Origin of the sequence: Rhodoferax sediminis (assembly GCF_006970865.1) — a bacterium.
Lineage (GTDB): Bacteria > Pseudomonadota > Gammaproteobacteria > Burkholderiales > Burkholderiaceae_C > Rhodoferax_A > Rhodoferax_A sediminis.
This window is the reverse complement of sequence record NZ_CP035503.1, coordinates 981690-1004794: the sequence shown is the minus strand read 5'-3', so window position 1 is coordinate 1004794 and position 23105 is coordinate 981690. Positions and strand designations below refer to the sequence as shown.

The following is a 23105-nucleotide window of genomic DNA, read 5'->3' as shown; positions in this document are numbered from 1 at the left end:
CGCTCAGCTCTCGCCCATGGCCCAGATCGGGCGCACCTCGACCGTGCCGTGGCTGGCGCCGGGGCAGCGCGCGGCCCAGGACAGGGCGGTGTCGAGGTCCGGCACGTCGATCAGGTAGTAGCCGCCGAGTTGCTCGCGCGTCTCGATGAACGGCCCGTTGAGCACTTCGGTCTTGCCACCCCGCACGCGCACGGTGGTGGTGGCGTCGGCGCTGCGCAGGCGGTTGCCGCCGCGCGCCACGCCGGCCGTCTGCAGGGCCTGCATGTAGGCGCCGTAGGCCGCCAGGGCCGTCGAGCGTTCGGCCTCGCGCAGGGCCTGCAGCCCGGCGGGATCGGCATGGATAAGCAACAGATATTCCATGGGAAACTCCTTCTGGTCAGAACGGCGCACCATGCGCCGCCTTGACAATGTCGCTCGGCGAGCGCCAATTTCGACACGCCCCCGGGAGAGAATCTACGCCGCTTCGATGGCTGGCACCAGTGCGCCCGCATCGCGCGCGGCCCTGAGGATGGCTGAGGTCGAACCCCAAGCATCGGCGTGCGCCAGATCGGCCACACGCTGGGGGGAGAAATCAGAAATTGGGGCCCTGGTTAAAAGCACGGCGATGCCAAAAGGGTGACGCCCCTACAACTGCTCGTGTGTGGGCTCGCGTCCCATCAGGGCCGCGACGGCGGCGTCCGGCTTCAGCTGGCCGTCCAGCAGGGCCACCACGCCTTGCGCGATCGGCATGTCCACGCCCAAGAGCGCAGCCCGCTGCACCACGGTGCGCGCGCAGTACACGCCTTCGGCCACGTGGCCGAGCGAATCCACGGCTTGCTTGAGCGTGCGGCCCTGTGCCAGCAGCAGGCCGACGCGGCGGTTGCGGCTCAGGTCGCCCGTGGCGGTGAGCACCAGGTCGCCCAGACCGGACAGGCCCATGAAGGTGTCGGGCCGGGCACCGAGGGCCACGCCCAGGCGCGTCATTTCCGCCAGGCCGCGCGTGATGAGCGCGGCGCGCGCGTTCAGCCCCAAGCCCAGGCCATCGCACAGGCCGGTGGCGATCGCGAGCACGTTCTTGACCGCGCCGCCGACCTCCACGCCGGTGACGTCTTCGTTCACATACACGCGCAGGGCGGAGCTGTGGAACGCCTCGACCAGCGCGTCGCGCACGCTCGCGTGCTCGCTGGCGGCCACCAGCGCGGTCGGCTGGCCGCGCGCCACCTCCATGGCAAAGCTCGGGCCGCTGAGCGCCCCCGCTATCAGATCAGGAGCAACCTGCGCCCGTACTTCATGGGCCAGAAGCCCAAATGACTGCGCACGCGCGGCCTCGAAGCCCTTGCACAGCCAGGTCACGGGCGTCGCACAGGTTTTGAGCTGGGAGAGCAGGTCGCGCAGGCCCGACATGGGCGTGGCGATGATGACCAGGTCCTGCCCCGCCACGGCGGCACCCACCGGCCCCGCGCGCACGCCCAGCGAATCCGGCAGCGCGATACCCGGCAGGTAGCGCGCGTTGACGCGCTGCGCCTGCAGGCTCGCCGCCTGCGCCGCATCGCGTGCCCACAACGTGACCCGGTGCCGTGCCGGCGCGTTGCTGGCGGCGCCGATGGCCAGCGCCGTGCCCCACGATCCAGCGCCGAGAACTACGATTTTCATAGCGTCCGGTGCAGAGTGGTCAAGGGCTACAGACCGATAAGACTTAAGAAATTACTGCGTCACAACACTGGGCGCCTGCTCGGCACCGTTGGTCTGGGCTTGCTGCTGTTGCTCGTACATGGCCTGGAAGTTGATTTCCGACAGGTGCACCGGCGGGAAACCGGCACGCTGGATCAGATCGGCCACGTTGCCGCGCAGGTACGGGTACACGATTTGTGGACAGGCGATGCCCAGGATGGGGCCGGTCTGCTCGGCGGGCAGGTTGCGCAGCTCGAAGATGCCGGCCTGCCGGGCCTCGACCAGGAACACGGTTTTTTCCTTGATCTTGGTCTGCACGGTGGCCGTCACGGTCACTTCGAACAGGCCATCGCCCACGGGAGAGGCGTCCACGCCGAGCTGGATGTCCACGGTGGGCTGTTCCTGCTCGAGCAGGATGGCCGGCGAATTGGGCTGCTCCAGCGAGGCTTCCTTGAGGTACACGCGCTGGATCTGGAAAACGGGATCTTGGTCTGCCATGGGATTTCTTTCAAGTCAAAAACAGGACCCGCCGCAGATGTTTTTCACGGCGGGCGGTGAAGTGTCAGGGGTTGCCGGCGCGATTATCTCAGGTGATCGCGCGAGTTCAGACGGCGTTGAGCAGCGGCATCAGGCCGCCCTGGCCATCGAGCGCCATCAGGTCGTCGCAGCCGCCCACATGGGTTTGCCCGATGAAGATTTGCGGCACGGTGCGCCGCCCGGTGGTGTCCATCATGACCTTGCGCTGCTCGGGGTCCTGATCGACGCGGATCTCCTCGATCTGCGCCACGCCCCTGGATTTGAGGATCTGTTTGGCGCGAATGCAGTAGGGGCAAACGGCCGTGGTGTACATCTTGACGGATTGCATGGTGCGGTTTTTCAGGCCTTCAGGTATTTTGAATCGGCAGATTAGCGTCTTTCCAGGCCTTGAGGCCGCCGCCCAGCGCTTGAGCCTGCTCATAACCCAGTTTCTTGACCGCCGCGAGCGCGCGGTTGGAGCGCGCGCCGGTGGCGCACACCAGGATCACGGGCAGCGTCTTGTTTTTCACGGTCTCGGTGAGTTTTTTCTCGAGCAGGTCAAACGGCACATTTTTGGCGCCGCCGATGTGGCCGGCCGCGAACTCTTCGGGCTCGCTGACATCGACCACCACGGCACGTTCGCGGTTGATCAGCTGCACCGCACCGGCGGGGTCCAGGCTGCCGCCCGAGGCGCCCTTGATCACGGGCCACACCAGCATGCCGCCCGAGGCCAGCGCCACGCACAGCAGCATCCAATTGTCGATAATAAATTTCACTTGAGTCCTTGTTGGTTGGCGGGTATTTAACCCGTCATTTTAGAATGGAGGGCTTTGCAGCCGAATATCCGCAGGAATTGACAAGGATCCCATGTACAAACTGGTACTCATCCGCCACGGCGAATCGACCTGGAATCTGGAAAACCGCTTCACGGGCTGGACCGACGTTGACCTCACCGCCGCCGGCATCGAACAGGCCAAGGCCGCGGGCCGGCTGCTCAAGGCCGAAGGCTACGAGTTCGACGTGACGCACACCAGCGTGCTCAAGCGCGCCACGCGAACCCTGTGGCATTGCCTGGACGAAATGGACCGCACCTGGCTGCCGGTGGTGCACAGCTGGCGCCTGAACGAGCGCCATTACGGTGCGCTGCAGGGCCTGAACAAGGCGGATACCGCCAAAAAATACGGCGACGAGCAGGTGCTGGCATGGCGGCGCAGCTACGACACGCCGCCGCCGGCGCTGGAGCCGGGCGACCCGCGCTGCGAGCGCGGCGACCTGCGCTACGCCAAGCTCAAGCCCGGCCAGGTGCCGCTGACCGAATGCCTGAAGGACACGGTGGCGCGCGTGATGCCGTTCTGGAGCGAGGCCATGGCGCCCGCCATCCGGGCCGGCAAGCGCATCCTGGTGGCGGCGCACGGCAACTCGATCCGCGCGCTGGTCAAGTACCTGGATGGAGTCTCCGATGCCGACATCGTCGGCCTGAACATCCCCAACGGCATCCCGCTCGTTTATGAGCTCAACGCCGGCCTGAAACCGGTCCGGCACTACTACCTTGGAGATGCCGACGCAGCGGCTCGGGCCGTCGCCGCAGTGGCCTCCCAAGGTAAAGCCCAAGTAAAGGTTTGAAGCCTTCTTCACAAAGGTGTCAGCAGTCGCGGAACCGTCACAATGAGCGACGTTCCAAGGTGTATATTGGGGTTGTAAAGGTGTTTTTTCTATGCGTCATAAACTGAAAATTGCGGGCTGGATTTCGATTGGCGCCATAACGGGGGCGTTGACCACCGTTTCACTGCAAACGGTCGCCCGCGGCTCGCTGGCGCCGCTGCCGCTCGAAGAGTTGCAGCAATTGGCCTCGGTATTCGGCATGATCAAGACCGACTACGTGGAGCCGGTGGATGAGAAGAAGCTGATTTCCAATGCCATTTCGGGCATGGTTTCCGGACTCGACCCCCATTCGGAGTATTTCGACAAGAAATCGTTCAAGGAATTCCGTGAAGGAACGAGCGGAAAGTTTGTCGGCGTGGGCATCGAGATCACCCAGGAAGACGGCCTCGTCAAGGTGGTCTCGCCCATCGAGGGGACGCCGGCCTACCGCGCCGGGATCAAACCGAATGATCTGATCACCAAGATCGACGACACCGCCGTCAAGGGCCTGTCGCTGAGCGACGCCGTCAAGAAAATGCGCGGCCAGCCCAACACCAAGGTCACCCTCACCATCTTCCGCAAGGATGAGAGCCGTACCTTCGTCGTGACCATCACGCGCGAAGAAATCCAGACGCAGTCGGTGCGCGGCAGGGTGGTCGAGCCCGGCTATGCCTGGATCCGTCTGAGCCAGTTCCAGGATCGCACGGTCGACGACTTCGCGCGCAAGGTCACGGAAATCTACAAACAGGATCCCAACCTCAAGGGGCTGGTGCTGGATTTGCGCAATGACCCTGGTGGTTTACTGGATTCCGCGGTGGCCATTTCGGCGGCCTTTCTGCCCGACAACGTGACCGTGGTGTCAACCAAGGGCCAGTTGCCGGAGAGCAATTTCACGTACAAGGCGGCGCCCGAGTTTTACCAGCGGCGCAGCGGTGCGGACCCCCTCAAGGGCCTGCCCGCCGCACTGAAAACCGTGCCGCTGGTGGTGCTGGTCAATGAAGGCACGGCCTCCGCCAGCGAGATCGTGTCGGGCGCCCTGCAGGATTACAAGCGGGCCACCATCATGGGCAGCCAGACCTTTGGCAAGGGCTCGGTGCAGACGGTGCGCCCGCTCGGGCCGGACACCGGCTTGAAACTCACGACCGCCCGCTACTACACGCCTAGCGGCCGCTCGATTCAGGCCAAGGGCATCGTGCCCGATGTGCTGGTCGACGAGACCGAAAAAGGCAACCTCTTCGCCGCCCTGCGCACCCGCGAAGCCGATCTGGACCACCACCTCAACAGCGGCCAGGGGCCCGAGGTCAAGGATCCGGCCCGCGAGAAAGCCCGCGATGAGGCGCGCAAGGAACTGGAGCTCGAAATGCTCAAGCCGCAGGCGGAGCAAAAAGTGCCCGAACTCGGCAGCGACAAGGACTTCCAGCTCGTCCAGGCGCTGAATCAGCTCAAGGGCCGCCCCGTCATGGTCAGCAAGACCATGACCGAGCGCAAGGAAGAGAAGAAAGAGAATTGACCGACGACCAGCTGCTGCGCTATTCGCGCCACATCCTGCTCGACGAGATCGGCATCGAGGGGCAGCAGCGGCTGCTGGCGGCGCATGCGCTGATCATCGGTGCGGGCGGCCTCGGCTCTCCCGCGGCGCTGTATCTCGCGTCGGCAGGCGTGGGCCACATCACCCTCGTCGATGACGACTCGGTGGATCTGACCAACCTGCAGCGGCAGATCGCCCACAGCACCGCGCGCATCGGCATGGCCAAGGTGCAATCGGCGATGCAATCCGTGGCGGCAATCAATCCGGAAGTGACCGTGACGCCGATCCAGGCGCGCGCCGACGCGGGCCTGCTGTCCGAACTGGTGGCCCGAGCCGACGTCGTGCTGGACTGCTGCGACAACTTCGCCACCCGGCACGCCGTGAACGCGGCCTGCGTCGCGCATCGCAAGCCGCTGGTCTCAGGCGCCGCCATCCGGTTTGACGGCCAGCTCACGGTGTATGACCCACGCGATGAGCAATCGCCGTGCTATGCGTGCATCTTCCCGCCCGATACGAACTTTGAAGAAGCACGCTGCGCCACCATGGGGGTCTTTGCGCCGCTGGTCGGCATCGTCGGCGCCATGCAGGCGGCCGAGGCCCTGAAACTGCTGAGCCATGCGGGCCAGCCGCTCACCGGCCGGCTTTTGATGCTGGATGCACGCTCGATGGAATGGAGCGGGATGCAGGTGCCGCGCAATGCGGCATGCAGCGTCTGCGGCGCCCACACCTCCTGAAGCGCCGCAGGTCGAACCAGACGGCTATGGGGTGCGCCCCGGTGGTCTGGGGGCAGTGGCCTGCGCCAGTACCTGCGCACAATCCGCATCCTTGCCCGGCCCGGTTTCCACCGTGGCAGCCAGTGCCAGCAAGGGGTTGATGGCGCCCAATGCCAGGGTGATCCCGGCCCGCCCGCCCAGCGCAGCCTTGTCTGGACCGGCGGATGGCGCGTCAAAGCTGCCAGTGATCTTGAGCGGTGAACGCAAGCTGAGAATGCTTCTGTCCTTGGGCTCGGGCTTGAGTACGATATCCAGCGTCTCATCCGCCAGATTGATGGTTCCGCTGCCGTTGATCACCGTGGTCGAGGTATCGAGCACGATCGATCGGCTGGTCATCAATCCGTTTTTGACATCGAACGCCGCCGCCGCGCAACGCAGCAGCACAGGCTTGTCCCCCACGACCAGAAATTTGATGATCTTCCCGCCATCCAGTCCCAGCTCCGCCAGTAACAGGCGGCTGATCTGGCCCTTGCCCATAAGCAGCGCCACGCTGCCGGACGCCGAGCCAAGCACCTGCGCCGTCGAATTGCCACGCCCTTGCAGATCCACTCGTCCATGCAGCTTGCCGAGGCTGCCTTTGGTGAGCTCGATGGTGGGAAACAAGCGGTTGAGCTGAAGCGCGCGCGCCTGCAGTTGCGCACTCACAGAGGCAGGCGCGGCGTTCGCATCGATCCTGATGTTCCCGGCCAGCTGGCCGCCCGCCACCCCTAAATTCAGGGGGTCCATCTGCAGCACGCCGTTGGCGAGCCGGACATGAACACTCATCTTGTCCAGCGGCAACGCCTTGATGTGCCGGATGTCGGAGGCGGCGTACCAGACGTCGGCATCCATGACCTTCAAGCGCCCGAAATCCAGCGCGCTGTCGGGCAGCACCTTGTGCCCGGGCCGGGCGAGCGGCGTGGGGGCGCCCGCATCCGGCGTGGCAGACGCACCGATCAACGGCCCGAGGTCATCAAAATCCAGCTCCCTGGACTGCAGTTTTCCGGTCAGCATGGGAATCGCCCTGCTGCGGTCGTAACTCATGTCGCCCGACAGGTCCGACCGGCCCAAACGCCCCTGTATCTTGCCGACCGCCCACACGTCGCCCTGCTTGCGCAAATTTCCGCGCAGCGCGTAGGGCGGGGTGTGGGGCAATACCACGCCGAGCAAGGTATAGAGTTCTGCGAGGCTGCGGCCGCGAATGTCGAACGTGGCATCCACGCTCGCGAGCGTGGCCAGGCCAGCGATCGAGCCGCTGGCCTTCAGGCTCGTCCGGCCCGCGGTGGCTTGAACCTCGACGGGGAAGGGCTGCTGCACGGCCGAGCTCAATTGCAGGACGCTGCCGGTGCGCCCACGCGCCGTGAAGGCCTGTTTCTTCAGCACCCCGCGTGCCGAGTAAGACAGCGGCAAGGCGGGATCCGACGTGGCGTCCATGCCGAAGTCAACCGCAATGTCGGCGCCCTGGGCACTGTCGACATAGTGCACGGTCCCGTTGTCCACGTGCAGCAGACCGATCTCGGGAACGGTGCTCCGGTCGGAAGTGTCTTTGCCCAATGCCCAGGTCCGCCGGCCGTCGGGCTCGATCTGAAGCGACAGCTGAGGCTTGCGCAAACTCACCAGCGGGAGCACAAGCTTGCCATGCAGCAAGGGCCAGAGCCTGATATCGAATTGGGCCGCCTCGGCCTTGAGCAGATAAGGATCGTGCGCCCATGCGGGGTTGGTGAATTCGACCCCTTCGGCGATAACACGTGTCGTCAGCCCCAGTCGCACATCGAGGCGCTGCGTGATCTCGAACCGGCGCCCCGTGAGGTCACTGACATAGTGGTTGAGCGGGCCGCGCAGCAGATCCCACGGGAAGAAAGCCGCCATGCCTGCCAGCACAATCAGGATCGACGCCAGCCAGGCGGGCCAGCGGATCCACGGGGATTTGAACGAAATTTTCATAGTGCCTCTCGCGCGCAAAGCATGTGTTGCGGCGCTTGGTTGTTTCGCCCTAATATGCTGTGCAACGCGTCCACCGGCAGTCAGCGACTTTCACCGGCCCATGTCAGTCAACACCGATAGATGCAGCGCGTAGGAGTCGTCCTACATAAAGCCGACCCCATGGCTGGCATCGTGAACCCCGGGAACACGGTACATTTCCAATCGGCAGCAGCAGCACAACTTCGATCCAATCCGTGGACACCCTCCGCCGCAAAACCCTGAATAGACCCTACCGTGTCGTCGAGAACCTATATCGTTGAGGACAACGCGACCATCCGCGAAAATTTGGTGGCTACGCTGGAAGAGCTGGCGGGCGTCAAAGCCGTTGGATTTTCCGAGACGGAGGATGAAGGCAAGGCATGGTTGACCGAGAACGACCAGGCGTGGGATCTGGCCATCGTGGATCTGTTTCTGCGGCAAGGCAGCGGCCTTCGCGTACTGGAAGCCTGCCGCAATCGCCGATCGAGCCAGAAAGTCGTGGTTCTCACCAACTACGCCACGCGCGACATTCGCAAGCGCTGCGCCCAACTGGGCGTTGACGCGGTTTTTGACAAGTCCAACGAAATCGACGCCCTGATTGAATTTTGCGCCGGCATGGGCTCACCAGCCGGTGCACCGCTCAATCAATAAGCTTGTTTTTCAGCGCGTAGTAGGTCAGATCGCTGTTGGACGAAAGATTCATTTTTTCCATCAGGCGGGTGCGATAAGTGCTGACGGTTTTGACACTCAAGGACAGCGCCTTGGCGATGTCACCCGCTGTTTCACCCTTGGCCAGCTTCAGAAATACCTGAAATTCTCGCTCCGAGAGTTGCTCGTGGGGTGCGGTGTCGTTCTTGTGGTTGAGTTGCTGCGCCAGCAGCTCTGCCACCGAGGGCGAGATATAGCGCCGGCCCAGCGCTATGGTGCGTATGGCATTGACAATTTCCAGCGGGTCGCACTGCTTGTTGAGGTAGCCGCTGGCGCCCTGGCGAATAAGGTTCAAGGCGTAATGCTCCTCGGGATAGCCGCTCAATATCAGCACACCAACATCCGGCGCTTTGGCACGGATCATGGCCAGCGCGTCTATGCCGCTCTGTCCGGGCATGGACAGGTCCATCACCAGCACATCGATTTCGGTGGTGCGCACCAGATCGATGGCTTCACGCCCGCTGGCAGCCTCTCCCACCACCCGCAGGTCCACGTGGTCGGAAAAGAACTGCCGCAGCCCTGACCGCACAATGGCATGGTCATCGACAATTCCAATCTTGATCATCTCGGTGTCTTTCAGTGAGGTTGCTGCACTGATTATTCACGATTTATCCTCGGTATTCACTGGAGACCCTTATGCGATGGTTTGTAATGCCCAAGATGACGATCAGCCTGCCCCTTGCGGTGCTGGCGGCATGCCTGCTGATTGGTATCAATGAAGCAGGCTACAAGCGGTCCGCCGCCGCGATGCAGGACATGGCGCAAGCGCAGAGCATCCGAACCGAACTCACCACACTGCTCAAGCTCATGCTGAATGCAGAAACGGGGCAGCGCGGCTTTCTGCTCACAGGAGACCCTAAATACCTGGCGCCCTATGAGTCCGCCCTGACCGAGGTCAACCAGAATCTGGGCAGCCTGCGCGAGCTCTACGCGTCCGACCCTGGCGAGCTCACCGAATTCAGCCGTCTGTCGCAGGACGTCTCCGGCAAGATGGCCGAGATGGCTGTGAGCGTACGCATGCGCAAGCAGGGTCAGGAGGATGGCTGGAAAGCCGTGCTGCTCACCGATGTGGGCAAGGAACAGATGGACGCCATCCGCGACCAGACCTCGAAATTGATTGCACAGAGCGCGCGCAAGATGAGCGTCAATCAGGATCAGGTGGTGCGGGCACTGCAGCTGTCGCGCATCGGCATTGCGCTCGTGGCCATGAGCGGCTTGCTGGCGTTCTACATGTACCTGCTGCAAAGCAATGCCCTGCGGGCCGCCGGGCAGCGCGAACAGGAATCCCTGAAGAGGGAGCGCGACCAGCTCGAACGGCAGGTTCGTGAGCGCACCGAGAGCCTGGCAGCGCTGGCCACCCACTTGCAGCAGGTGCGCGAGGAAGAGCGCGGCCATCTGGCCCGCGAACTGCACGACGAACTCGGCTCGCTGCTGACTGCGGCCAAACTGGACGTGGCAAGGCTCAAATCCAGACAGGCCAATGCCTCACCAGAAGCCGCCGAGCGCCTGCAACACCTGACCGACACGCTCAACAGCGGCATCGCACTGTCGCGCCGCATCATCGAAGACTTGCGCCCCTCGTCGCTGTCCCACCTGGGTCTGGTGGCTTCGCTCGAAATTCTGGCGCAGGAATTTGGTGAAAGAGCGGGACTCACTGTCACCACGGATCTCGAGGCGGTCGAACTGGGGGGTGCGGCACAACTCACGATCTATCGGCTGCTTCAGGAGTCGCTGACCAATATTGGCAAGTATGCACAGGCCCAGCACGTCACCATCAGCCTGCAGAACTTCGATAGTTACATCAGCGTAGAGGTCAAGGATGACGGCAAGGGGTTTGACACGACCCAGGCCCGCCTCTCGAGCCATGGGCTCATCGGCATGCGGCACCGGGTTGAAGCCAGCGGCGGGCGCCTCACGGTGACTTCCCGTATCGGCAGGGGCACCTGTATCTCCGCCGTCTTGCCCAAGGGCGCCAACGCGGGCTGACCCGCGTTCGATAAAGGCGCCCTCCTGTGTCAGTGGATTCCTACAACGCCTCAACGCGGTCGCTGACAACCGCTCAAGCCTCCCGCCGATGAACAACGGCTCACTCCCGTTTTAACCTTGCTGCAGGTGGCTCGATAGTGGCCACCTCATCAAATGGGTACCGCCCAGCAAGGAGATCCGTATGTTGCACTATGCCGTTGTATTCCTGGTGATTGCATTGATCGCCGCCATTTTTGGCTTTGGTGGCATCGTCGCCGGGGCTGTCGAGATTGCCAAGATTCTGTTCTTCATTTTCGTCATCATGGCCATCGTCAGCTTCGTGGTAGGGCTGCTTAAAAAGGGCTAGCCGCGCCAACACCACCATTCAACCCTCCCTTCATAAGGAACCAGATCATGACCATCGACACCTCAAAAACCAGCACCCTGCGCGAGCAGGGAGAGACGGCGCATCACCTGGCGAGCCACGTGCTGAAATCAGCAGAGCAGGCTTACGACACAACCCGCAACTTTGCCGACGAGTCACTCGACCAGGCACAGCGGTTCGCCCGGCGCGGCATGGATGCCGCATCCGACGCCGGAGCCAAAGCACAAAAAACTTTGGCGCGCTACGCCGACAGCACGGGGGAGTACGTGGCGAACCAACCCATGAAGTCCCTATTGATCGCAGCCGCAGCAGGTGCGGCCATTGCCACACTGCTGCTCTCTGTGCGGCATCGCAATGGCAGGTGAACGGATGGGGTCTCTGGTTCGCGCTGCGGGCCGGCAATAGCAAACAATGCCCGAAAGGAAATGGAATGCAAAATATCAAACCCGGAACCAGCGACAGTCTTGTGCTGGATGAAAAGGCGCTGAAGCAGGCCGCGCAAAACCTGGAGGACGGCGCCGTCACTCCCAGCTATGGCCCGCATCGCGATGCCATCGTCAAATTGCTGAATGACGCGCTGGCCACCGAGCTCGTGTGCGTGTTGCGCTACAAGCGTCACTATTTCACGGCCGTGGGCCTGGCGTCGGCGAAGATTGCAGAAGAATTCCTGGTACACGCCAACGAAGAAGCTGCGCACGGCGACCTGCTGGCGCAACGCATTGTTCAGCTTGGCGGTGATCCCGATTTTTCGCCCGACACGCTCAGGCAGCGCAGCCATGCCGCGTACGACGAATCAAAAGATCTCAAAACCATGGTTCGGGCGAACCTGGTCGCGGAGCGGATTGCGATAGAGAGCTACACCCAGATGATCAGCCTGCTGGCTGACAAGGATCCGACCACCCGCAGAATGCTGGAAAGTATCCTGGCCCAGGAAGAAGAGCACGCGAATGAGCTCAAGGACTGGCTCGCGATCTGATCCTTCCATCTTTATTGTGCAAGCTGGTTGGCGTGGTGCCGCAAATTGGCGAGCTTTTCAACGACAGCACCAAATCACAACTATCCACTTGAAGGAATCATCATGAAATACGCTCGCGCACTTGCATTTGCCGCCCTGACCGGGATCACGGCCGTCACCATGGGCTGCGCTGTCTCGCGCGGCCAGGAAACCGTAGGGTCGTATGTGGATGATGCAACCATCACCACACAGGTGAAGGCCAAATTCGTCGGAGATAAAACCGTGGACGCCACCGCCATCAGTGTCGAGACATTGAATGGCACCGTTCAGCTCTCTGGCTTTGCCAAATCGAGCGCCGAAAAAGACCGGGCCGTGAGCATCGCGCGCGGCGTCAACGGTGTGAAGGGCGTACACGACAGTATCGTCGTGCGGCCTTGACGCAGTCATTCTGGCGCTGCCAGTAAAAAAAGCCGGCTGCGGGACAATGTCCCGCAGCCGGCTTTTTTACAATCTCTCCCGAGAAGGGTTTCCTCCATGTCCATCCACCGCCAACTGACCCGTCGCCAACCGCTTGCCGCCCTCGGCGGCATGGCTCTGATCTTCACACTGGGCCTGAGCGCCACCCCCGCTCTTGCGCAAGGCACGTATCCCGCCGCCAAACCGGTGACGTTCGTCAACGCTTTCCCGCCCGGGGGCCCGGCGGATATTCTGGCGCGCTCGGTGGCCAGCATCCTGCAAACCAGCCTGAAGCAATCGTTTGTGGTTGAAAACAAACCCGGGGCCGGCGGCAATCTGGGCGCCGACTATGTGGCCAAGAGCCGGCCGGATGGCTACACCGTGATGTTCGGCATCGACACCACGTTCACGGTCAATCCGCACATCTACAAGAACATGCCCTTCAAGCCCGGCGATCTGAAGCCACTGATGATCATGGCCTCCTCCGGCCTGCTGGTAGGCGTCAACCCGTCGACCGGCATCAAATCGATGAATGATCTCGTGGCCCAGGCCAAGGCCAAAACGCTGAACTTCGGTTCGGCGGGCAGCGGCAGCCCGGGACATCTGGCGGTACAACTGTTCACCGAGGTGACCAAGGCCAGGCTCAATCACATTCCCTACAAAGGTAATACGCCCGCCGTCACCGCCGTGCTCTCGGGAGAGGTGGACGGCGGCGTGTTGGCCACACCTGGCATGTTGCCTTACGTCAAGGCCGGCAAAGTCACCGCGCTGGCCGTCACCAGCCAGCAGCGCTCCAGGCTGGCGCCCAATATACCGACCGTCGCCGAGGCGGGATTCAAGGAATTGGGGCAAGAGGTGCTGTATGTCGCCATGGTTCCCGCAGCCACCCCCGAGCCCGTGGTGCAAATCCTGCAGCGGGCCTTCACCGATGCATTCGCGCGCCCCGACATGCAGGCGCGCCTGAACACGCTGGACCTCCAGCCCGACGGTGCCACGGGCGCGGCGGCGGCCAAGCGCCTGGCAGACGTCTCCGCGCACTACGCCCAGATCATCCGCACCACCGGGATGAAAGTCGAATGAAACAACCCAACATCATCTTCATCGTCGCAGACGATCTCGGCTATGCCGACCTGGGCTGCTATGGCGGGCGGGACGCCGTGTTCGGCCCCGTCTCGCCCGTGCTCGACGGCCTCGCCGCAAAAGGCCTCAAGTTCACCCAGGGCTACGCGAACTCGCCCGTGTGCTCGCCCACGCGCTTCGCACTGATGACGGCGCGCTACCAGTACCGCCTGCGCGGCGCGGCCGAGGAGCCGATCAACAGCAAGAGCCGCGGCAGTGCCACGCTGGGCCTGCCTCCCGAGCATCCGACCTTGCCCTCGCTGCTGCGCGGCGCCGGCTACCGAACGGCCCTCATCGGCAAATGGCATCTGGGCTACCTGCCGAACTTCGGCCCGCTGCGCTCCGGCTACGAAGAGTTCTTCGGCCCGACCTCGGGCGGCGTCGACTACTTCACCCACTGCGATTCGAGTGGGAATCACGATCTCTGTTTCGGCGAAGAAGAGCAGCACCACGAGGGCTACCTGACCGACCTGCTCTCACGCCGCGCGGTCGATTACGTGGAGCGGATGGCGCAGCAACCGGCGCCTTTCTTCCTCAGCCTGCACTACACCGCGCCGCACTGGCCGTGGGAGACGCGTGACGACGCGGCCAAGGCGCCCGCCATCAAGGACAACCTGTTCGATCTGGCCGGCGGCAACATCCACATCTACCGCCGCATGATCCACCACATGGACGAGGGCATCGGCTGGCTCATGGCGGCGCTGCAAAAGCACGGCGTGGCCGACAACACGCTGGTGGTCTTCACCAGCGACAACGGCGGCGAACGCTTCTCCGACAACTGGCCGCTGGTCGGCGGCAAGATGGACCTGACCGAAGGCGGCATTCGCGTGCCGTGGATCGCGCACTGGCCGGCCACGATCAAGCCGGGCAGCGAGAGCGTGCAGCACTGCATGACCATGGACTGGTCGGCCACCATGCTCGATGCGGCCGGCGCCCGCGCGCACCCCGACTACCCGCTCGATGGTGTGTCGCTGCTGCCGGTACTGCGCGATGCCAGTCACAGCTTTCATCGCCCGCTGCATTGGCGCATGAACCACCGCGGCCAGCGCGCGTTGCGCGATGGCGACTGGAAATACCTGTCGGTGGACGGCAACGACTACCTGTTCAACATTCCGGCCGACGAGCGCGAACGCGCCAACTGCGCCAGGCTGGAGCCGGCGCGCCTGGACGCCATGCGCGCGGCCTGGCAGGCCTGGGAGGCAAGCATGCCGCCGATTCCCGCGGACGCCACCGTCAGCCTGGGTTATTCCTACAAGGACATGCCGCAGCGCTGACGCTCGTGCTCCGGGCAATGGCCACGTTAGTATCGGCGGCACATGGTCAACATCACGCCCCTGCACCGCTGGTTTCCCTTCCTTGGCTGGCCCCGGCCCGACCGCCATACGCTGAGCAGCGAACTCGGGGCCGGCGTTACCGTCGGCCTGATGGTGATCCCGCAAGGCGTCGCCTATGCCGCACTGGCGGGGATGCCACTGGTGACCGGCATTTACGCGTCCATGCTGCCCGCGCTCGTGGCCGTGCTGTGGAGTTCGTCCACCCGGTTGTCGGTCGGGCCCACGGCGCTCACCTGCCTGCTGGTGGCTTCTTCGCTGACGGGCTTGGCCATGCCTGGAAGTGCCGAGTGGATCAACCTGGCCGTCTGGCTGGCGTTGCTGTCAGGGCTGCTGCAGGTGGTGCTGGGCTGCGTGCGCTTTGGCTGGCTGCTCAATGTGGTGAGTTCGCCCGTACTCATGGGATTCACCCAGGCCGCAGCGGTGCTGATTTTGGCCTCACAAATTCCGGCGCTGCTCGGCTTCAGAAGTAGCTGGAGCCATCTATTCACACAACCCGGCCTGCATGCAATGGCCGCGGTTTTCGGCCTGGGCAGTCTGGCTGCACTGGTACTGGCCAAACGCTTTGTGCCGCGTTTTCCGGCCGTGGTCCTGGTGGTGCTGGCCGCATCGGCGCTGAGCGCCGCCACGGGCTTTGAAGCGGGCGGCGGCCGGGTGGTGGGCACGCTGGCTTCGGGCCTGCCATCGCTCTACATTCCATCGCTGCTGCCTTGGCCGGCCCTGGGCCAGCTTGTGGTTCCGGTGCTGGTGATCACACTGGTGAGTTTTCTGGAAACCGCGTCCAGCGCCAAGGTGGAAAGCCAGCGCGAAGGCCACCGCTGGAACCAGAACCAGGATCTGATCGGCCAGGGCCTGGCCAAGCTCGCCTCGGGACTGTGCGGGGCGTTCCCCACCAGTTCCTCGTTTTCGCGCTCGGCCCTGAACCTCTACGCCGGGGCCAGGACCGGCTGGGCCACCATCGTGTCGGTGATCGTGGTGCTGCTGGCTCTGCTGTTCCTGACACCAGTGCTGCATCAGGTGCCGCAATCGGTATTGGCCGCCGTGGTGGTGGCCGCCATCTACGGCCTGCTCAAGCCGGCGTCTTTTACGCGGGTGTGGCGGGTGTCGCGCGTCGAGGCCCTGACCGCCGCCATCACCTTTGCCATCACGGTGCTGAGTGCGCCCAATCTGTACTGGGGGGTGATTGCCGGGCTGCTCGTGAGCCTGAGCCATTTCTTGTACCAGCGGCTGCACCCGCGCATCATCGAAGTCGGCCTGCACCCGGACGGCAGCTTGCGCGATCGTCATCTCTGGAAACTGCCGCCGCTGGCGCCGCACGTGTATGCGCTGCGCATGGACGCCGAGCTCGACTTTGCGTCGGCCAGTGAATTCGAGCGCGCCATTGTCGAGCACCTGGCCGCCTCGTACGAGGTCCAGCATGTGTGCCTGCTCGCGCACCCCATCAACCGCATTGACGCCACCGGGGTAGAGCGCTTCCGCCAGGTACGCCACATGCTGGCCGGCCAGGGCATCACACTTCACATCAGCAGCCTCAAGCTACCGGTCGAGACCGTGCTGCGCCAGGCCGGTGAAATTCAGGAAGGGCCCTGGTTGAAGCTGTACCGGACCGATGCCGAGTTGCTGCTGGCGATGAGCCAGCCCAACCCGGTTCAGGCGCTCACGATCCAGCCTTCGAGCGGGTCGAGGTCCACGGGAAGTCCGTAACGCGGCGCCCCCTGCTCATGCCGGACCTGCGCCCAGGCGGCCTGCAGCAGACACAGCGTGGCGTCCAGCGAGTCGCCGCTGGCGTCATCGGCCAAGGCGTCGCGCTGGGCATGAGTCAGCTTGAGCCGCAGGCCCAGACGGGTCTGGCCGTGCTCCAGCGCCGTGATCAGGTCCTTGCGCGCAATCAGCCGATCGGGCGTCTGTTTGGCCGCCGTGTCGCTCTTGTAGCTGCGCCGGCCCAGAACTTCACGCGCGAGCAGGCCGGGATAGCCCTCCAGCGCCACGCGCGCCACGTCGCCCTCGTGCAGCCCGGGCAGGTGCGCGCCGGCACCCAGCAGGCGGGGCACGCCCGCATGCAGCATGAAGGCCACGGGCGGATTGACCCACTTCATGGACGGACTCGAACCGGCCGGCCCATCTGTCTTGCGGTGCGCGAATTTGGCGCCCGCGGGCCGCGCATCGCAAAAGGCGGCGAAGGTGGCGCGGATGGCTTCGCGGCTCAGACTGGCGTAGTGACGCATGCAGGCGTCCCATTGCGTCGGCCAGCCGAGCTGTTCGACCAGCGCACGCGGCAAGCCAAACGGGAAATCAAACGCGCCAATCCAGGCATGGGGCTGGCACAACCACAGGCCAAACGCATCGAGCGAGTCGAGTCGCTCCAGTTTTGATAGCACAATGCGTCCGCCCGATAAGGACCCCAGGGCTAAAACGATGGGTTTTCGACGGGTCGGGCGGCTCGTGAAGTCGCAGCCGATCAGATGAAAGTCAGGCATGACCGCGGGGGCAGCGCGTGGGGCCGAACGCCAGCCCGGGACAACCTGCGGCTCAGGCGCGCCCGCAGATCGAGGCGGTGGCCATCAGCTCTTCGAGCAACGCCAGCGACACCGTGCCCGACACCGCATATGGATCGAGCTCGGGCTTCTCGGAATACTTCATCAGGATATTCGTGTTGATCTTGGACAGGTTGACCTGCCCCATGGTCCAGCCGCCGAAGCGCCGTTCGGAAATTTCCTCGTAGTTCAGCAACACCACGTCCTTGTGCCGCGGATCCTTCTGGATGTGACCGTACAACTCGTTCACCTGCATGCGCCCGCCTTCGATGGCCTGCAGAAAGACACCGCCGCCGTAGCACAGGATGCCCGTGATGCCGCTGGTGGGGTTGTACTGGCGCGACTGCGTCAGGATCGACTCGATGGCACCGGGGCTCGGGTCCACCGCGCGGCTGGCATAAAGCAAACGTACAAGCATGGCATCAATCCTTTTGCGGAATCAGGGATAAGAATTCGCGGCGCAGGTTCGGGTCCTTCAGGAACACGCCGCGCATGACCGAGTTGATCATCTTGCTGTCCATGTCCTTCACGCCGCGCCAGGCCATGCAGTAGTGGCTGGCCTGCATGACGAGGGCCAGGCCGTCGGGCTGGGTTTTCTCCTGGATCAGGTCGGCCAGTTGCACCACGGCCTCCTCCTGGATCTGCGGGCGCCCCATGACCCATTCGGCCAGGCGCGCGTACTTGGACAAGCCGATCACATTGGTGTGCTCGTTGGGCATCACCCCGATCCAGAGCTTGCCGATCACCGGGCAGAAGTGGTGCGAGCAGGCGCTGCGCACGGTGATGGGCCCGACGATCATCAACTCGTTGAGGTGTTCGACGTTCGGAAACTCGGTGATGGTGGGCGCGTGCACGTAGCGGCCCTTGAAGACCTCGCGCAGGTACATCTTGGCCACGCGCCGCGCGGTATTGTTGGTGTTGTGATCGCCATGGGTGTCGATCACCATGCTGTCGAGCACGCCCTGCATCTTGACTTCGACCTCGTCGAGCAGCTTGTCGAGCTCGCCCGGTTCGATGAAATCGGCGATGTTGTCGTTCGAATGAAAGCGCTGGCGCGCCGCCAGCAGCCGCTCGCGTATCTTCACGGAAACGGGGGTGCCTTCGTCCTGATCGGCTGGGCTCATGGTGTCGGGGGTTTTCAATAACATGAAGTGATGGTAACAGCGATTGATTGCCGATGTTTTTTGCTATGAACCCACACCGGTCATGCACAGGTAGCTATCAATACAGTAGCAAAATCGTCAGTAGCGATAGCCCGTCACAAACAGCGCCGCGCGCATCAGACCAAAGGCGATGCGGTCGCGCAACCGCTGCCGCCACGGCCTGCTGGCGTACAGCGCCGCATCCACGCGCTGGCCGCCATTGTCCATGGCGCGAACCAGCCTGGCGCGCAGGTCGGCGGCGAAGCCGGCGTCGTTCACCACGACGTTCGCCTCGCGCGCCAGCAGCAGGCTCAAGGGGTCCAGGTTGGAGGAGCCCACCGTCACCCAGTGCCCATCCACCACGGCCACCTTGGCATGCAGAAAGCTTGCCGAATACTCGTAAATCTCGACCCCGGCAGCCAGCAGCGCGCCGTACACCGGGCGGGCCGCGTGGTACTGCATGAAGTATTCGTACTTGCCCTGCAGCAGCAATTGCACCTTGACGCCGCGCTGCGCCGCCATCTTGAGCGCCCGGCGCAACTTGCGCCCCGGCACGAAGTAGGCGTTGGCAATGATGATTTCCTGGCGGGCTTCGCCGATGGCCTTGCGGTAGGCGCGCTCGATCTTGCTGCGGTGGTGCACGTTGTCACGCAGCAGCAGCAGCGCCTCGGCAAAATGAACATCGTCTGCGCCATTTCTGGCGCTCCCCTGCGTGCCGTGAAGATAGCCGGCAGCCGTGCGCAGCGAGCTCAGCGCGGCCGGGAAGTTGCGCTGGCGGGTGTCACGCACCGCCTGCAGGCGCCACCACAACAGCGCCATGGTGTCCCGCATCTCCTGAACCAGCATACCGGACGCGCGCACGGCAAAGTCCAGGCGCGGCAGCATCAAAGTACCGTAATTGGGATCGTGCAAGTCGTCCAGGATATTGATGCCGCCGCAAAACGACACCAGGCCATCGACCACACACAGCTTGCGGTGCAGGCGCCGCCAGCGGCTGGGGAGCAGGTAGCCCAGCGGCCCCAGCGGCGCGTAAACCCGCCACTGCACGCCCGCCCGATCGAAGCGCTCGCGCCATTCGGGCGGGAATGTGCCGGTGCCCACGCCATCGACCACGAGCTGCACCGTCACGCCGCGCTGCGCCGCGCGCTCCAGCGCCTGCGCCACGCCGGCACTGGTGCCGGTGAAGTCGAAGATGTAGGTTTCCAGCCGAACCTCGACCCGAGCCAGGTCCACGGCCTCGATCAACGCGGGGAAAAATTCCTTGCTGCCTTGCAACAACTGGATCTGATGTTCACGACGCTGCAGCAAGTCCGGCCGGGACATGTCAAATTTCAAATTCGGCAATCAGCGGCAAATGATCCGACATGCGCCACCAGACGCGCCCGTGCGGAATCTGCAGCCCCAGCGGTTTGAGGCCCCGCGAATAAATGTGATCGAGTTGAACCACCGGCAGGCGGGCCGGATAGGTCGCATTGCGTCCGTCGCCAAATGCAACCAAATCGACAGCACCTAATGCCCGCCTGATCTGCACGCCCCAGTCATTGAAGTCTCCGGCCACCAGCAGCGGCGCCTGCGCCGGCACCTCGCGCTCGATAAAGCGTTTGAGCTGCGCCACTTGCCGGGTTCGGCTGGCAGGAATCAGGCCGAGGTGTACCACGATCACGTGGACGGTACGGCCATGGGCATTCACCTCGACATGCAACAGCCCGCGCTGCTCGAAGCGATGATCCGACATGTCTTCATGCTGGTGGTCGATGACGGGCCAGCGCGACAGCAGCGCATTGCCGTGCTCGCCGTAGCGTGTAAAGGCATTCGTCTGGTACACCGCCTCGTAACCTTCGGGCGCCAGAAACTCGGCCTGCGGCAAATCCGGCCAGCGCTTGAAATGCCTTGCCTCGCGCCGGTGCAGCTTGCGCACTTCCTGCAGGCACACCACATCGGCGTCGATCTGCTCGACGGCGTGGCCCAGGTTGTGAATCTCAAGCCGGCGGGCCGGCCCGATGCCCTGCACGCCCTTGTGGATGTTGTAGGTGGCTACGCGAAGAATCGTCATGCGGCAAACTTTACTCCGATAAGTTTTGGCAGCATCAGGATGGCTTCGGCATTGGAGGGCGAAAAACAGCGGTCGGCCGCCTCGCGCCAGGGCAGCCACTGGCTAGCCGTGTGTTCGCGTGGATTCAAGGTGACCGGCGTGCCCGGCGGCACCACAAGCCCGAACACATGTTCGGTATTGCGCGTGACCCCCGGTGCATAGCGGTGCTGCCAGCGCGGGTAAATGTCGTACACGTTCTCCAGACCCCAATCGCGCAGACCGCTGGCCAGCGTAGTGCCGCTCGCGCAGTCGATGCCGGTTTCTTCCCGCACTTCGCGCGCCGCCGTCTGCCGAAAGTCCTCGCTGGCGCGATCCTTGCTGCCGGTCACCGACTGCCAGAAGTCCGTGGCGTCGGCGCGCCTGATCAGCAGCACGTCGAGCGCCGGCGTGTAGATCACCACCAGCACGGACAGGGGAATCTTGTAGGGCTTGACCATGAAAAAAGGGGCGCCGGTATGGCGTTCTTCATTGTGCCCCAAGCCCTCAACCGCCGGGGCGGGGTCACTCCGGCTTGACCAGGTCACTGCTCCTGAGCTTGATGTGCAACTCGCGCAGCTGCTTCTCGTCCACGGGCGTGGGCGCCTGCGTCAGCAGATCCTGCGCGCGCTGGGTCTTGGGGAAGGCGATCACGTCGCGAATCGAGTCGGCTCCTGTCATGAGCGTGACGATGCGGTCCAGACCGAACGCCAGGCCACCGTGCGGTGGCGCACCGTATTGCAGCGCATCGAGCAGGAATCCAAATTTTTGCTGGGCCTCTTCGGGGCCGATCTTCAGCGCGTCGAACACCTTTTGCTGCACGTCGGCCTGGTGGATACGCACCGAGCCGCCGCCGATTTCCCAGCCGTTGAGCACCATGTCGTAGCCCTTGGCGATGCATTTCTCGGGCGCGGTCACCATCCAGTCTTCATGACCGTCCTTGGGCGCGGTAAACGGGTGGTGCACCGCGGTGTAGCGCTGAGCCTCGTCGTCGAACTCGAACATCGGGAAGTCCACCACCCACATCGGCCGCCAGCCGGCCTCGAACAGGCCGTTCTTCCTGCCGAACTCGCTCAGGCCAATCTTCAGGCGCAGGGCGCCCATGGCGTCGTTGACGACCTTGACCTTGTCCGCACCGAAGAAAATCAGGTCGCCGTCCTGCGCACCCGTGCGCGCCAGAATCTGCGCAATAGCCTGGTCGTGAATGTTCTTGACGATCGGGCTTTGCAGGCCCGGCCACCGAAGGGCCTTGTCGCCCGGGCCTTTGGCCTGCTCGTTGACCTTGATGTAGGCCAGCCCCTTGGCGCCGTAAATCTTGACGAACTCGGCGTAGCCGTCGATCTCGCCGCGGGAGAGGCCACCGGCCTCCCTGGCGCCGCCCGGAATCCGCAGGGCCACCACGCGCCCGCCCTTCATGTTGGCAGCGCCGGAAAAGACCTTGAAGTCCACGTCGGCCATCACGTCGGTCAGCTCGGTCAATTCGAGCTTGACGCGCAGGTCCGGCTTGTCGGAGCCGTAGCGGTGCATGGCCTGTGCATACGCCATCACCGGGAATTCGCCCAAATCAACGTTCAAGGTGTTCTTGAAGACGGTACTGATCATGTCCTGGAACAGGTCGCGGATTTCCTGCTCGGCCAGGAACGAGGTCTCGATATCGATCTGCGTGAACTCGGGCTGGCGGTCGGCGCGCAGGTCTTCGTCGCGGAAGCACTTGGTGATCTGGTAGTAGCGATCGAACCCGGCCACCATCAGCAACTGCTTGAACAGCTGAGGGCTTTGCGGCAGCGCAAAGAACGTGCCGGCGTGCACGCGCGAGGGCACCAGGTAGTCGCGCGCGCCTTCGGGCGTGGACTTTCCCAGCATCGGGGTTTCGATGTCGATGAAGCCATGGGCATCGAGAAACTTGCGCACCTCCATCGCGGTTTTGTAGCGCAACATCAGGTTGTTCTGCATGTACGGACGGCGCAGGTCCAGCACACGGTGCGTCAGGCGCGTGGTCTCGGACAGGTTGTCGTCATCGAGCTGGAACGGCGGCGTCACGGACGGGTTCAGGACCGTGAGCTCGTGGCACAGCACCTCGATCTTGCCGCTCTTGAGGTGCTCGTTGATGGTGCCTTCGGGGCGCGCGCGCACCAGGCCCTTGACCTGAATGCAAAATTCGTTGCGCAGGCCTTCGGCAGTCTCGAACATCGCGGCGCGATCCGGGTCGCACACCACTTGCACGTAGCCTTCGCGGTCGCGCAAGTCGACAAAAATCACACCGCCGTGGTCGCGCCGGCGGTTCACCCAGCCGCATAGGGAAACGGTTTGGCCCATCAGGGCCTCGGTCACAAGACCGCAATAGTGGGAACGCATCACCATGGTATTTCTTTTCAACTTCTCACTAAAAGTAC

At 63.6% G+C, this 23105-nt stretch carries 26 protein-coding genes; 12 read left to right on the top strand and 14 right to left on the bottom strand.

What is annotated here, in order from left to right:
• Positions 1 to 3 precede the first annotated feature (3 nt).
• The 5 genes from EUB48_RS04845 to EUB48_RS04825 form a co-directional block, all read right to left on the bottom strand.
• The gene (locus tag EUB48_RS04845; protein ID WP_142817864.1) at positions 4 to 360 is read right to left on the bottom strand and encodes a YciI family protein; all 357 of its coding nucleotides are present in this window, start codon (positions 358 to 360) and stop codon (positions 4 to 6) included.
• A gap of 264 nt (positions 361 to 624) precedes the next feature.
• Entirely contained in the window at positions 625 to 1632 is a 1008-nt protein-coding gene (locus EUB48_RS04840; protein ID WP_142817863.1) for an NAD(P)H-dependent glycerol-3-phosphate dehydrogenase, read from the bottom strand.
• 51 nt (positions 1633 to 1683) lie between these two features.
• On the bottom strand, positions 1684 to 2148 hold the full coding sequence (gene secB / locus EUB48_RS04835; RefSeq protein ID WP_077560209.1) for a protein-export chaperone SecB: 465 nt from the start codon (positions 2146 to 2148) through the stop codon (positions 1684 to 1686).
• A gap of 106 nt (positions 2149 to 2254) precedes the next feature.
• Positions 2255 to 2515, bottom strand: coding sequence for a glutaredoxin 3 (gene grxC, locus EUB48_RS04830; protein ID WP_142817862.1), 261 nt, complete (start codon positions 2513 to 2515; stop codon positions 2255 to 2257).
• 19 nt (positions 2516 to 2534) lie between these two features.
• Entirely contained in the window at positions 2535 to 2942 is a 408-nt protein-coding gene (locus EUB48_RS04825; protein WP_142817861.1) for a rhodanese-like domain-containing protein, read from the bottom strand.
• Between the two features lie 91 nt (positions 2943 to 3033).
• Here EUB48_RS04825 and gpmA point away from each other — a divergent pair, with 91 nt between their 5' ends.
• The 3 genes from gpmA to EUB48_RS04810 all read left to right on the top strand — a co-directional run bounded on the left by gpmA (position 3034) and on the right by EUB48_RS04810 (position 6069).
• A complete protein-coding gene (gpmA, locus tag EUB48_RS04820; RefSeq protein ID WP_142817860.1) occupies positions 3034 to 3789 on the top strand; it encodes a 2,3-diphosphoglycerate-dependent phosphoglycerate mutase in 756 nt (251 codons plus the stop codon).
• A gap of 91 nt (positions 3790 to 3880) precedes the next feature.
• Entirely contained in the window at positions 3881 to 5317 is a 1437-nt protein-coding gene (locus EUB48_RS04815) for a S41 family peptidase (RefSeq protein WP_142817859.1), read from the top strand.
• Positions 5314 to 6069 carry a HesA/MoeB/ThiF family protein gene (locus EUB48_RS04810; protein ID WP_142817858.1) on the top strand — a complete coding sequence of 252 codons (756 nt, stop codon included), beginning with the start codon at positions 5314 to 5316 and terminating at the stop codon, positions 6067 to 6069. The genes EUB48_RS04815 and EUB48_RS04810 overlap by 4 nt, the downstream gene beginning before the upstream one ends.
• A gap of 24 nt (positions 6070 to 6093) precedes the next feature.
• Here EUB48_RS04810 and EUB48_RS04805 read toward each other — a convergent pair whose 3' ends face one another.
• Positions 6094 to 8031, bottom strand: coding sequence for an AsmA family protein (locus EUB48_RS04805; RefSeq protein ID WP_142817857.1), 1938 nt, complete (start codon positions 8029 to 8031; stop codon positions 6094 to 6096).
• A 273-nt stretch (positions 8032 to 8304) separates the two neighbouring features.
• On the opposite strand from EUB48_RS04805, the gene EUB48_RS04800 reads away from it, so the two are divergent.
• On the top strand, positions 8305 to 8700 hold the full coding sequence (locus EUB48_RS04800; protein WP_142817856.1) for a response regulator: 396 nt from the start codon (positions 8305 to 8307) through the stop codon (positions 8698 to 8700).
• Here the strand turns inward: EUB48_RS04800 and EUB48_RS04795 are convergent.
• Positions 8690 to 9322 (bottom strand): response regulator, encoded by a 633-nt coding sequence (locus EUB48_RS04795; protein ID WP_142817855.1) that lies wholly within the window; start codon positions 9320 to 9322, stop codon positions 8690 to 8692. The two genes, EUB48_RS04800 and EUB48_RS04795, sit on opposite strands and share 11 nt — an antisense overlap.
• A gap of 71 nt (positions 9323 to 9393) precedes the next feature.
• Between EUB48_RS04795 and EUB48_RS04790 the strand changes: the two genes are divergently transcribed.
• From EUB48_RS04790 to EUB48_RS04755, 8 genes are all read left to right on the top strand, one after another.
• Positions 9394 to 10743 (top strand): CHASE3 domain-containing protein, encoded by a 1350-nt coding sequence (locus EUB48_RS04790; protein ID WP_142817854.1) that lies wholly within the window; start codon positions 9394 to 9396, stop codon positions 10741 to 10743.
• A 181-nt stretch (positions 10744 to 10924) separates the two neighbouring features.
• On the top strand, positions 10925 to 11089 hold the full coding sequence (locus EUB48_RS04785) for a DUF1328 domain-containing protein (RefSeq protein ID WP_142817853.1): 165 nt from the start codon (positions 10925 to 10927) through the stop codon (positions 11087 to 11089).
• Positions 11090 to 11136: 47 nt separating this feature from the next.
• Complete coding sequence (locus tag EUB48_RS04780; RefSeq protein WP_142817852.1) at positions 11137 to 11472, top strand: hypothetical protein; 336 nt, start codon at positions 11137 to 11139, stop codon at positions 11470 to 11472.
• A 65-nt stretch (positions 11473 to 11537) separates the two neighbouring features.
• Positions 11538 to 12083 carry a ferritin-like domain-containing protein gene (locus tag EUB48_RS04775; RefSeq protein WP_142821093.1) on the top strand — a complete coding sequence of 182 codons (546 nt, stop codon included), beginning with the start codon at positions 11538 to 11540 and terminating at the stop codon, positions 12081 to 12083.
• 102 nt (positions 12084 to 12185) lie between these two features.
• Positions 12186 to 12500 carry a BON domain-containing protein gene (locus EUB48_RS04770; protein WP_142817851.1) on the top strand — a complete coding sequence of 105 codons (315 nt, stop codon included), beginning with the start codon at positions 12186 to 12188 and terminating at the stop codon, positions 12498 to 12500.
• Between the two features lie 96 nt (positions 12501 to 12596).
• Positions 12597 to 13598: a Bug family tripartite tricarboxylate transporter substrate binding protein gene (locus EUB48_RS04765; RefSeq protein WP_244618332.1), complete on the top strand. Its 1002-nt coding sequence runs from the start codon at positions 12597 to 12599 to the stop codon at positions 13596 to 13598.
• Entirely contained in the window at positions 13595 to 14911 is a 1317-nt protein-coding gene (locus tag EUB48_RS04760) for a sulfatase family protein (RefSeq protein WP_142817850.1), read from the top strand. Before EUB48_RS04765 ends, EUB48_RS04760 begins: the two co-directional genes overlap by 4 nt.
• A 42-nt stretch (positions 14912 to 14953) precedes the next feature.
• Positions 14954 to 16672: a SulP family inorganic anion transporter gene (locus EUB48_RS04755; RefSeq protein WP_142817849.1), complete on the top strand. Its 1719-nt coding sequence runs from the start codon at positions 14954 to 14956 to the stop codon at positions 16670 to 16672.
• On the opposite strand, the gene EUB48_RS04750 is transcribed toward EUB48_RS04755, so the two are convergent.
• The 7 genes from EUB48_RS04750 to aspS all read right to left on the bottom strand — a co-directional run bounded on the left by EUB48_RS04750 (position 16618) and on the right by aspS (position 23073).
• Positions 16618 to 17445, bottom strand: coding sequence for a DUF429 domain-containing protein (locus EUB48_RS04750; protein ID WP_142817848.1), 828 nt, complete (start codon positions 17443 to 17445; stop codon positions 16618 to 16620). The genes EUB48_RS04755 and EUB48_RS04750 overlap by 55 nt on opposite strands.
• Before the next feature lie 52 nt (positions 17446 to 17497).
• Positions 17498 to 17920 carry a BLUF domain-containing protein gene (locus EUB48_RS04745; RefSeq protein ID WP_142817847.1) on the bottom strand — a complete coding sequence of 141 codons (423 nt, stop codon included), beginning with the start codon at positions 17918 to 17920 and terminating at the stop codon, positions 17498 to 17500.
• Between the two features lie 4 nt (positions 17921 to 17924).
• On the bottom strand, positions 17925 to 18650 hold the full coding sequence (folE, locus tag EUB48_RS04740) for a GTP cyclohydrolase I (protein ID WP_077560191.1): 726 nt from the start codon (positions 18648 to 18650) through the stop codon (positions 17925 to 17927).
• A gap of 93 nt (positions 18651 to 18743) precedes the next feature.
• Positions 18744 to 19967 (bottom strand): cardiolipin synthase ClsB, encoded by a 1224-nt coding sequence (clsB, locus tag EUB48_RS04735; protein WP_142817846.1) that lies wholly within the window; start codon positions 19965 to 19967, stop codon positions 18744 to 18746.
• Between the two features lies 1 nt (position 19968).
• Entirely contained in the window at positions 19969 to 20697 is a 729-nt protein-coding gene (locus EUB48_RS04730; protein ID WP_142817845.1) for an endonuclease/exonuclease/phosphatase family protein, read from the bottom strand.
• Entirely contained in the window at positions 20694 to 21173 is a 480-nt protein-coding gene (nudB, locus tag EUB48_RS04725) for a dihydroneopterin triphosphate diphosphatase (protein WP_142817844.1), read from the bottom strand. The genes EUB48_RS04730 and nudB overlap by 4 nt, the downstream gene beginning before the upstream one ends.
• 64 nt (positions 21174 to 21237) lie before the next feature.
• On the bottom strand, positions 21238 to 23073 hold the full coding sequence (gene aspS / locus EUB48_RS04720; RefSeq protein ID WP_142817843.1) for an aspartate--tRNA ligase: 1836 nt from the start codon (positions 23071 to 23073) through the stop codon (positions 21238 to 21240).
• Positions 23074 to 23105 lie beyond the last annotated feature (32 nt).

What these genes read in the sequence shown, in the direction of transcription:
- EUB48_RS04770 (WP_142817851.1), top strand. Translation starts at nt 12,186, where the DNA reads ATGAAATACGCTCGCGCACTTGCATTTGCCGCCCTGACCGGGATCACG.
- EUB48_RS04765 (WP_244618332.1), top strand. Translation starts at nt 12,597, where the DNA reads ATGTCCATCCACCGCCAACTGACCCGTCGCCAACCGCTTGCCGCCCTC.
- folE (WP_077560191.1), bottom strand. Translation starts at nt 18,650, where the DNA reads ATGTTATTGAAAACCCCCGACACCATGAGCCCAGCCGATCAGGACGAA.
- EUB48_RS04775 (WP_142821093.1), top strand. Translation starts at nt 11,538, where the DNA reads ATGCAAAATATCAAACCCGGAACCAGCGACAGTCTTGTGCTGGATGAA.
- nudB (WP_142817844.1), bottom strand. Translation starts at nt 21,173, where the DNA reads ATGGTCAAGCCCTACAAGATTCCCCTGTCCGTGCTGGTGGTGATCTAC.
- EUB48_RS04840 (WP_142817863.1), bottom strand. Translation starts at nt 1,632, where the DNA reads ATGAAAATCGTAGTTCTCGGCGCTGGATCGTGGGGCACGGCGCTGGCC.
- aspS (WP_142817843.1), bottom strand. Translation starts at nt 23,073, where the DNA reads ATGGTGATGCGTTCCCACTATTGCGGTCTTGTGACCGAGGCCCTGATG.
- EUB48_RS04805 (WP_142817857.1), bottom strand. Translation starts at nt 8,031, where the DNA reads ATGAAAATTTCGTTCAAATCCCCGTGGATCCGCTGGCCCGCCTGGCTG.
- EUB48_RS04785 (WP_142817853.1), top strand. Translation starts at nt 10,925, where the DNA reads ATGTTGCACTATGCCGTTGTATTCCTGGTGATTGCATTGATCGCCGCC.
- grxC (WP_142817862.1), bottom strand. Translation starts at nt 2,515, where the DNA reads ATGCAATCCGTCAAGATGTACACCACGGCCGTTTGCCCCTACTGCATT.
- EUB48_RS04790 (WP_142817854.1), top strand. Translation starts at nt 9,394, where the DNA reads ATGCGATGGTTTGTAATGCCCAAGATGACGATCAGCCTGCCCCTTGCG.
- secB (WP_077560209.1), bottom strand. Translation starts at nt 2,148, where the DNA reads ATGGCAGACCAAGATCCCGTTTTCCAGATCCAGCGCGTGTACCTCAAG.
- EUB48_RS04815 (WP_142817859.1), top strand. Translation starts at nt 3,881, where the DNA reads ATGCGTCATAAACTGAAAATTGCGGGCTGGATTTCGATTGGCGCCATA.
- EUB48_RS04780 (WP_142817852.1), top strand. Translation starts at nt 11,137, where the DNA reads ATGACCATCGACACCTCAAAAACCAGCACCCTGCGCGAGCAGGGAGAG.
- EUB48_RS04745 (WP_142817847.1), bottom strand. Translation starts at nt 17,920, where the DNA reads ATGCTTGTACGTTTGCTTTATGCCAGCCGCGCGGTGGACCCGAGCCCC.
- gpmA (WP_142817860.1), top strand. Translation starts at nt 3,034, where the DNA reads ATGTACAAACTGGTACTCATCCGCCACGGCGAATCGACCTGGAATCTG.
- clsB (WP_142817846.1), bottom strand. Translation starts at nt 19,967, where the DNA reads ATGTCCCGGCCGGACTTGCTGCAGCGTCGTGAACATCAGATCCAGTTG.
- EUB48_RS04750 (WP_142817848.1), bottom strand. Translation starts at nt 17,445, where the DNA reads ATGCCTGACTTTCATCTGATCGGCTGCGACTTCACGAGCCGCCCGACC.
- EUB48_RS04845 (WP_142817864.1), bottom strand. Translation starts at nt 360, where the DNA reads ATGGAATATCTGTTGCTTATCCATGCCGATCCCGCCGGGCTGCAGGCC.
- EUB48_RS04730 (WP_142817845.1), bottom strand. Translation starts at nt 20,697, where the DNA reads ATGACGATTCTTCGCGTAGCCACCTACAACATCCACAAGGGCGTGCAG.
- EUB48_RS04795 (WP_142817855.1), bottom strand. Translation starts at nt 9,322, where the DNA reads ATGATCAAGATTGGAATTGTCGATGACCATGCCATTGTGCGGTCAGGG.
- EUB48_RS04760 (WP_142817850.1), top strand. Translation starts at nt 13,595, where the DNA reads ATGAAACAACCCAACATCATCTTCATCGTCGCAGACGATCTCGGCTAT.
- EUB48_RS04755 (WP_142817849.1), top strand. Translation starts at nt 14,954, where the DNA reads ATGGTCAACATCACGCCCCTGCACCGCTGGTTTCCCTTCCTTGGCTGG.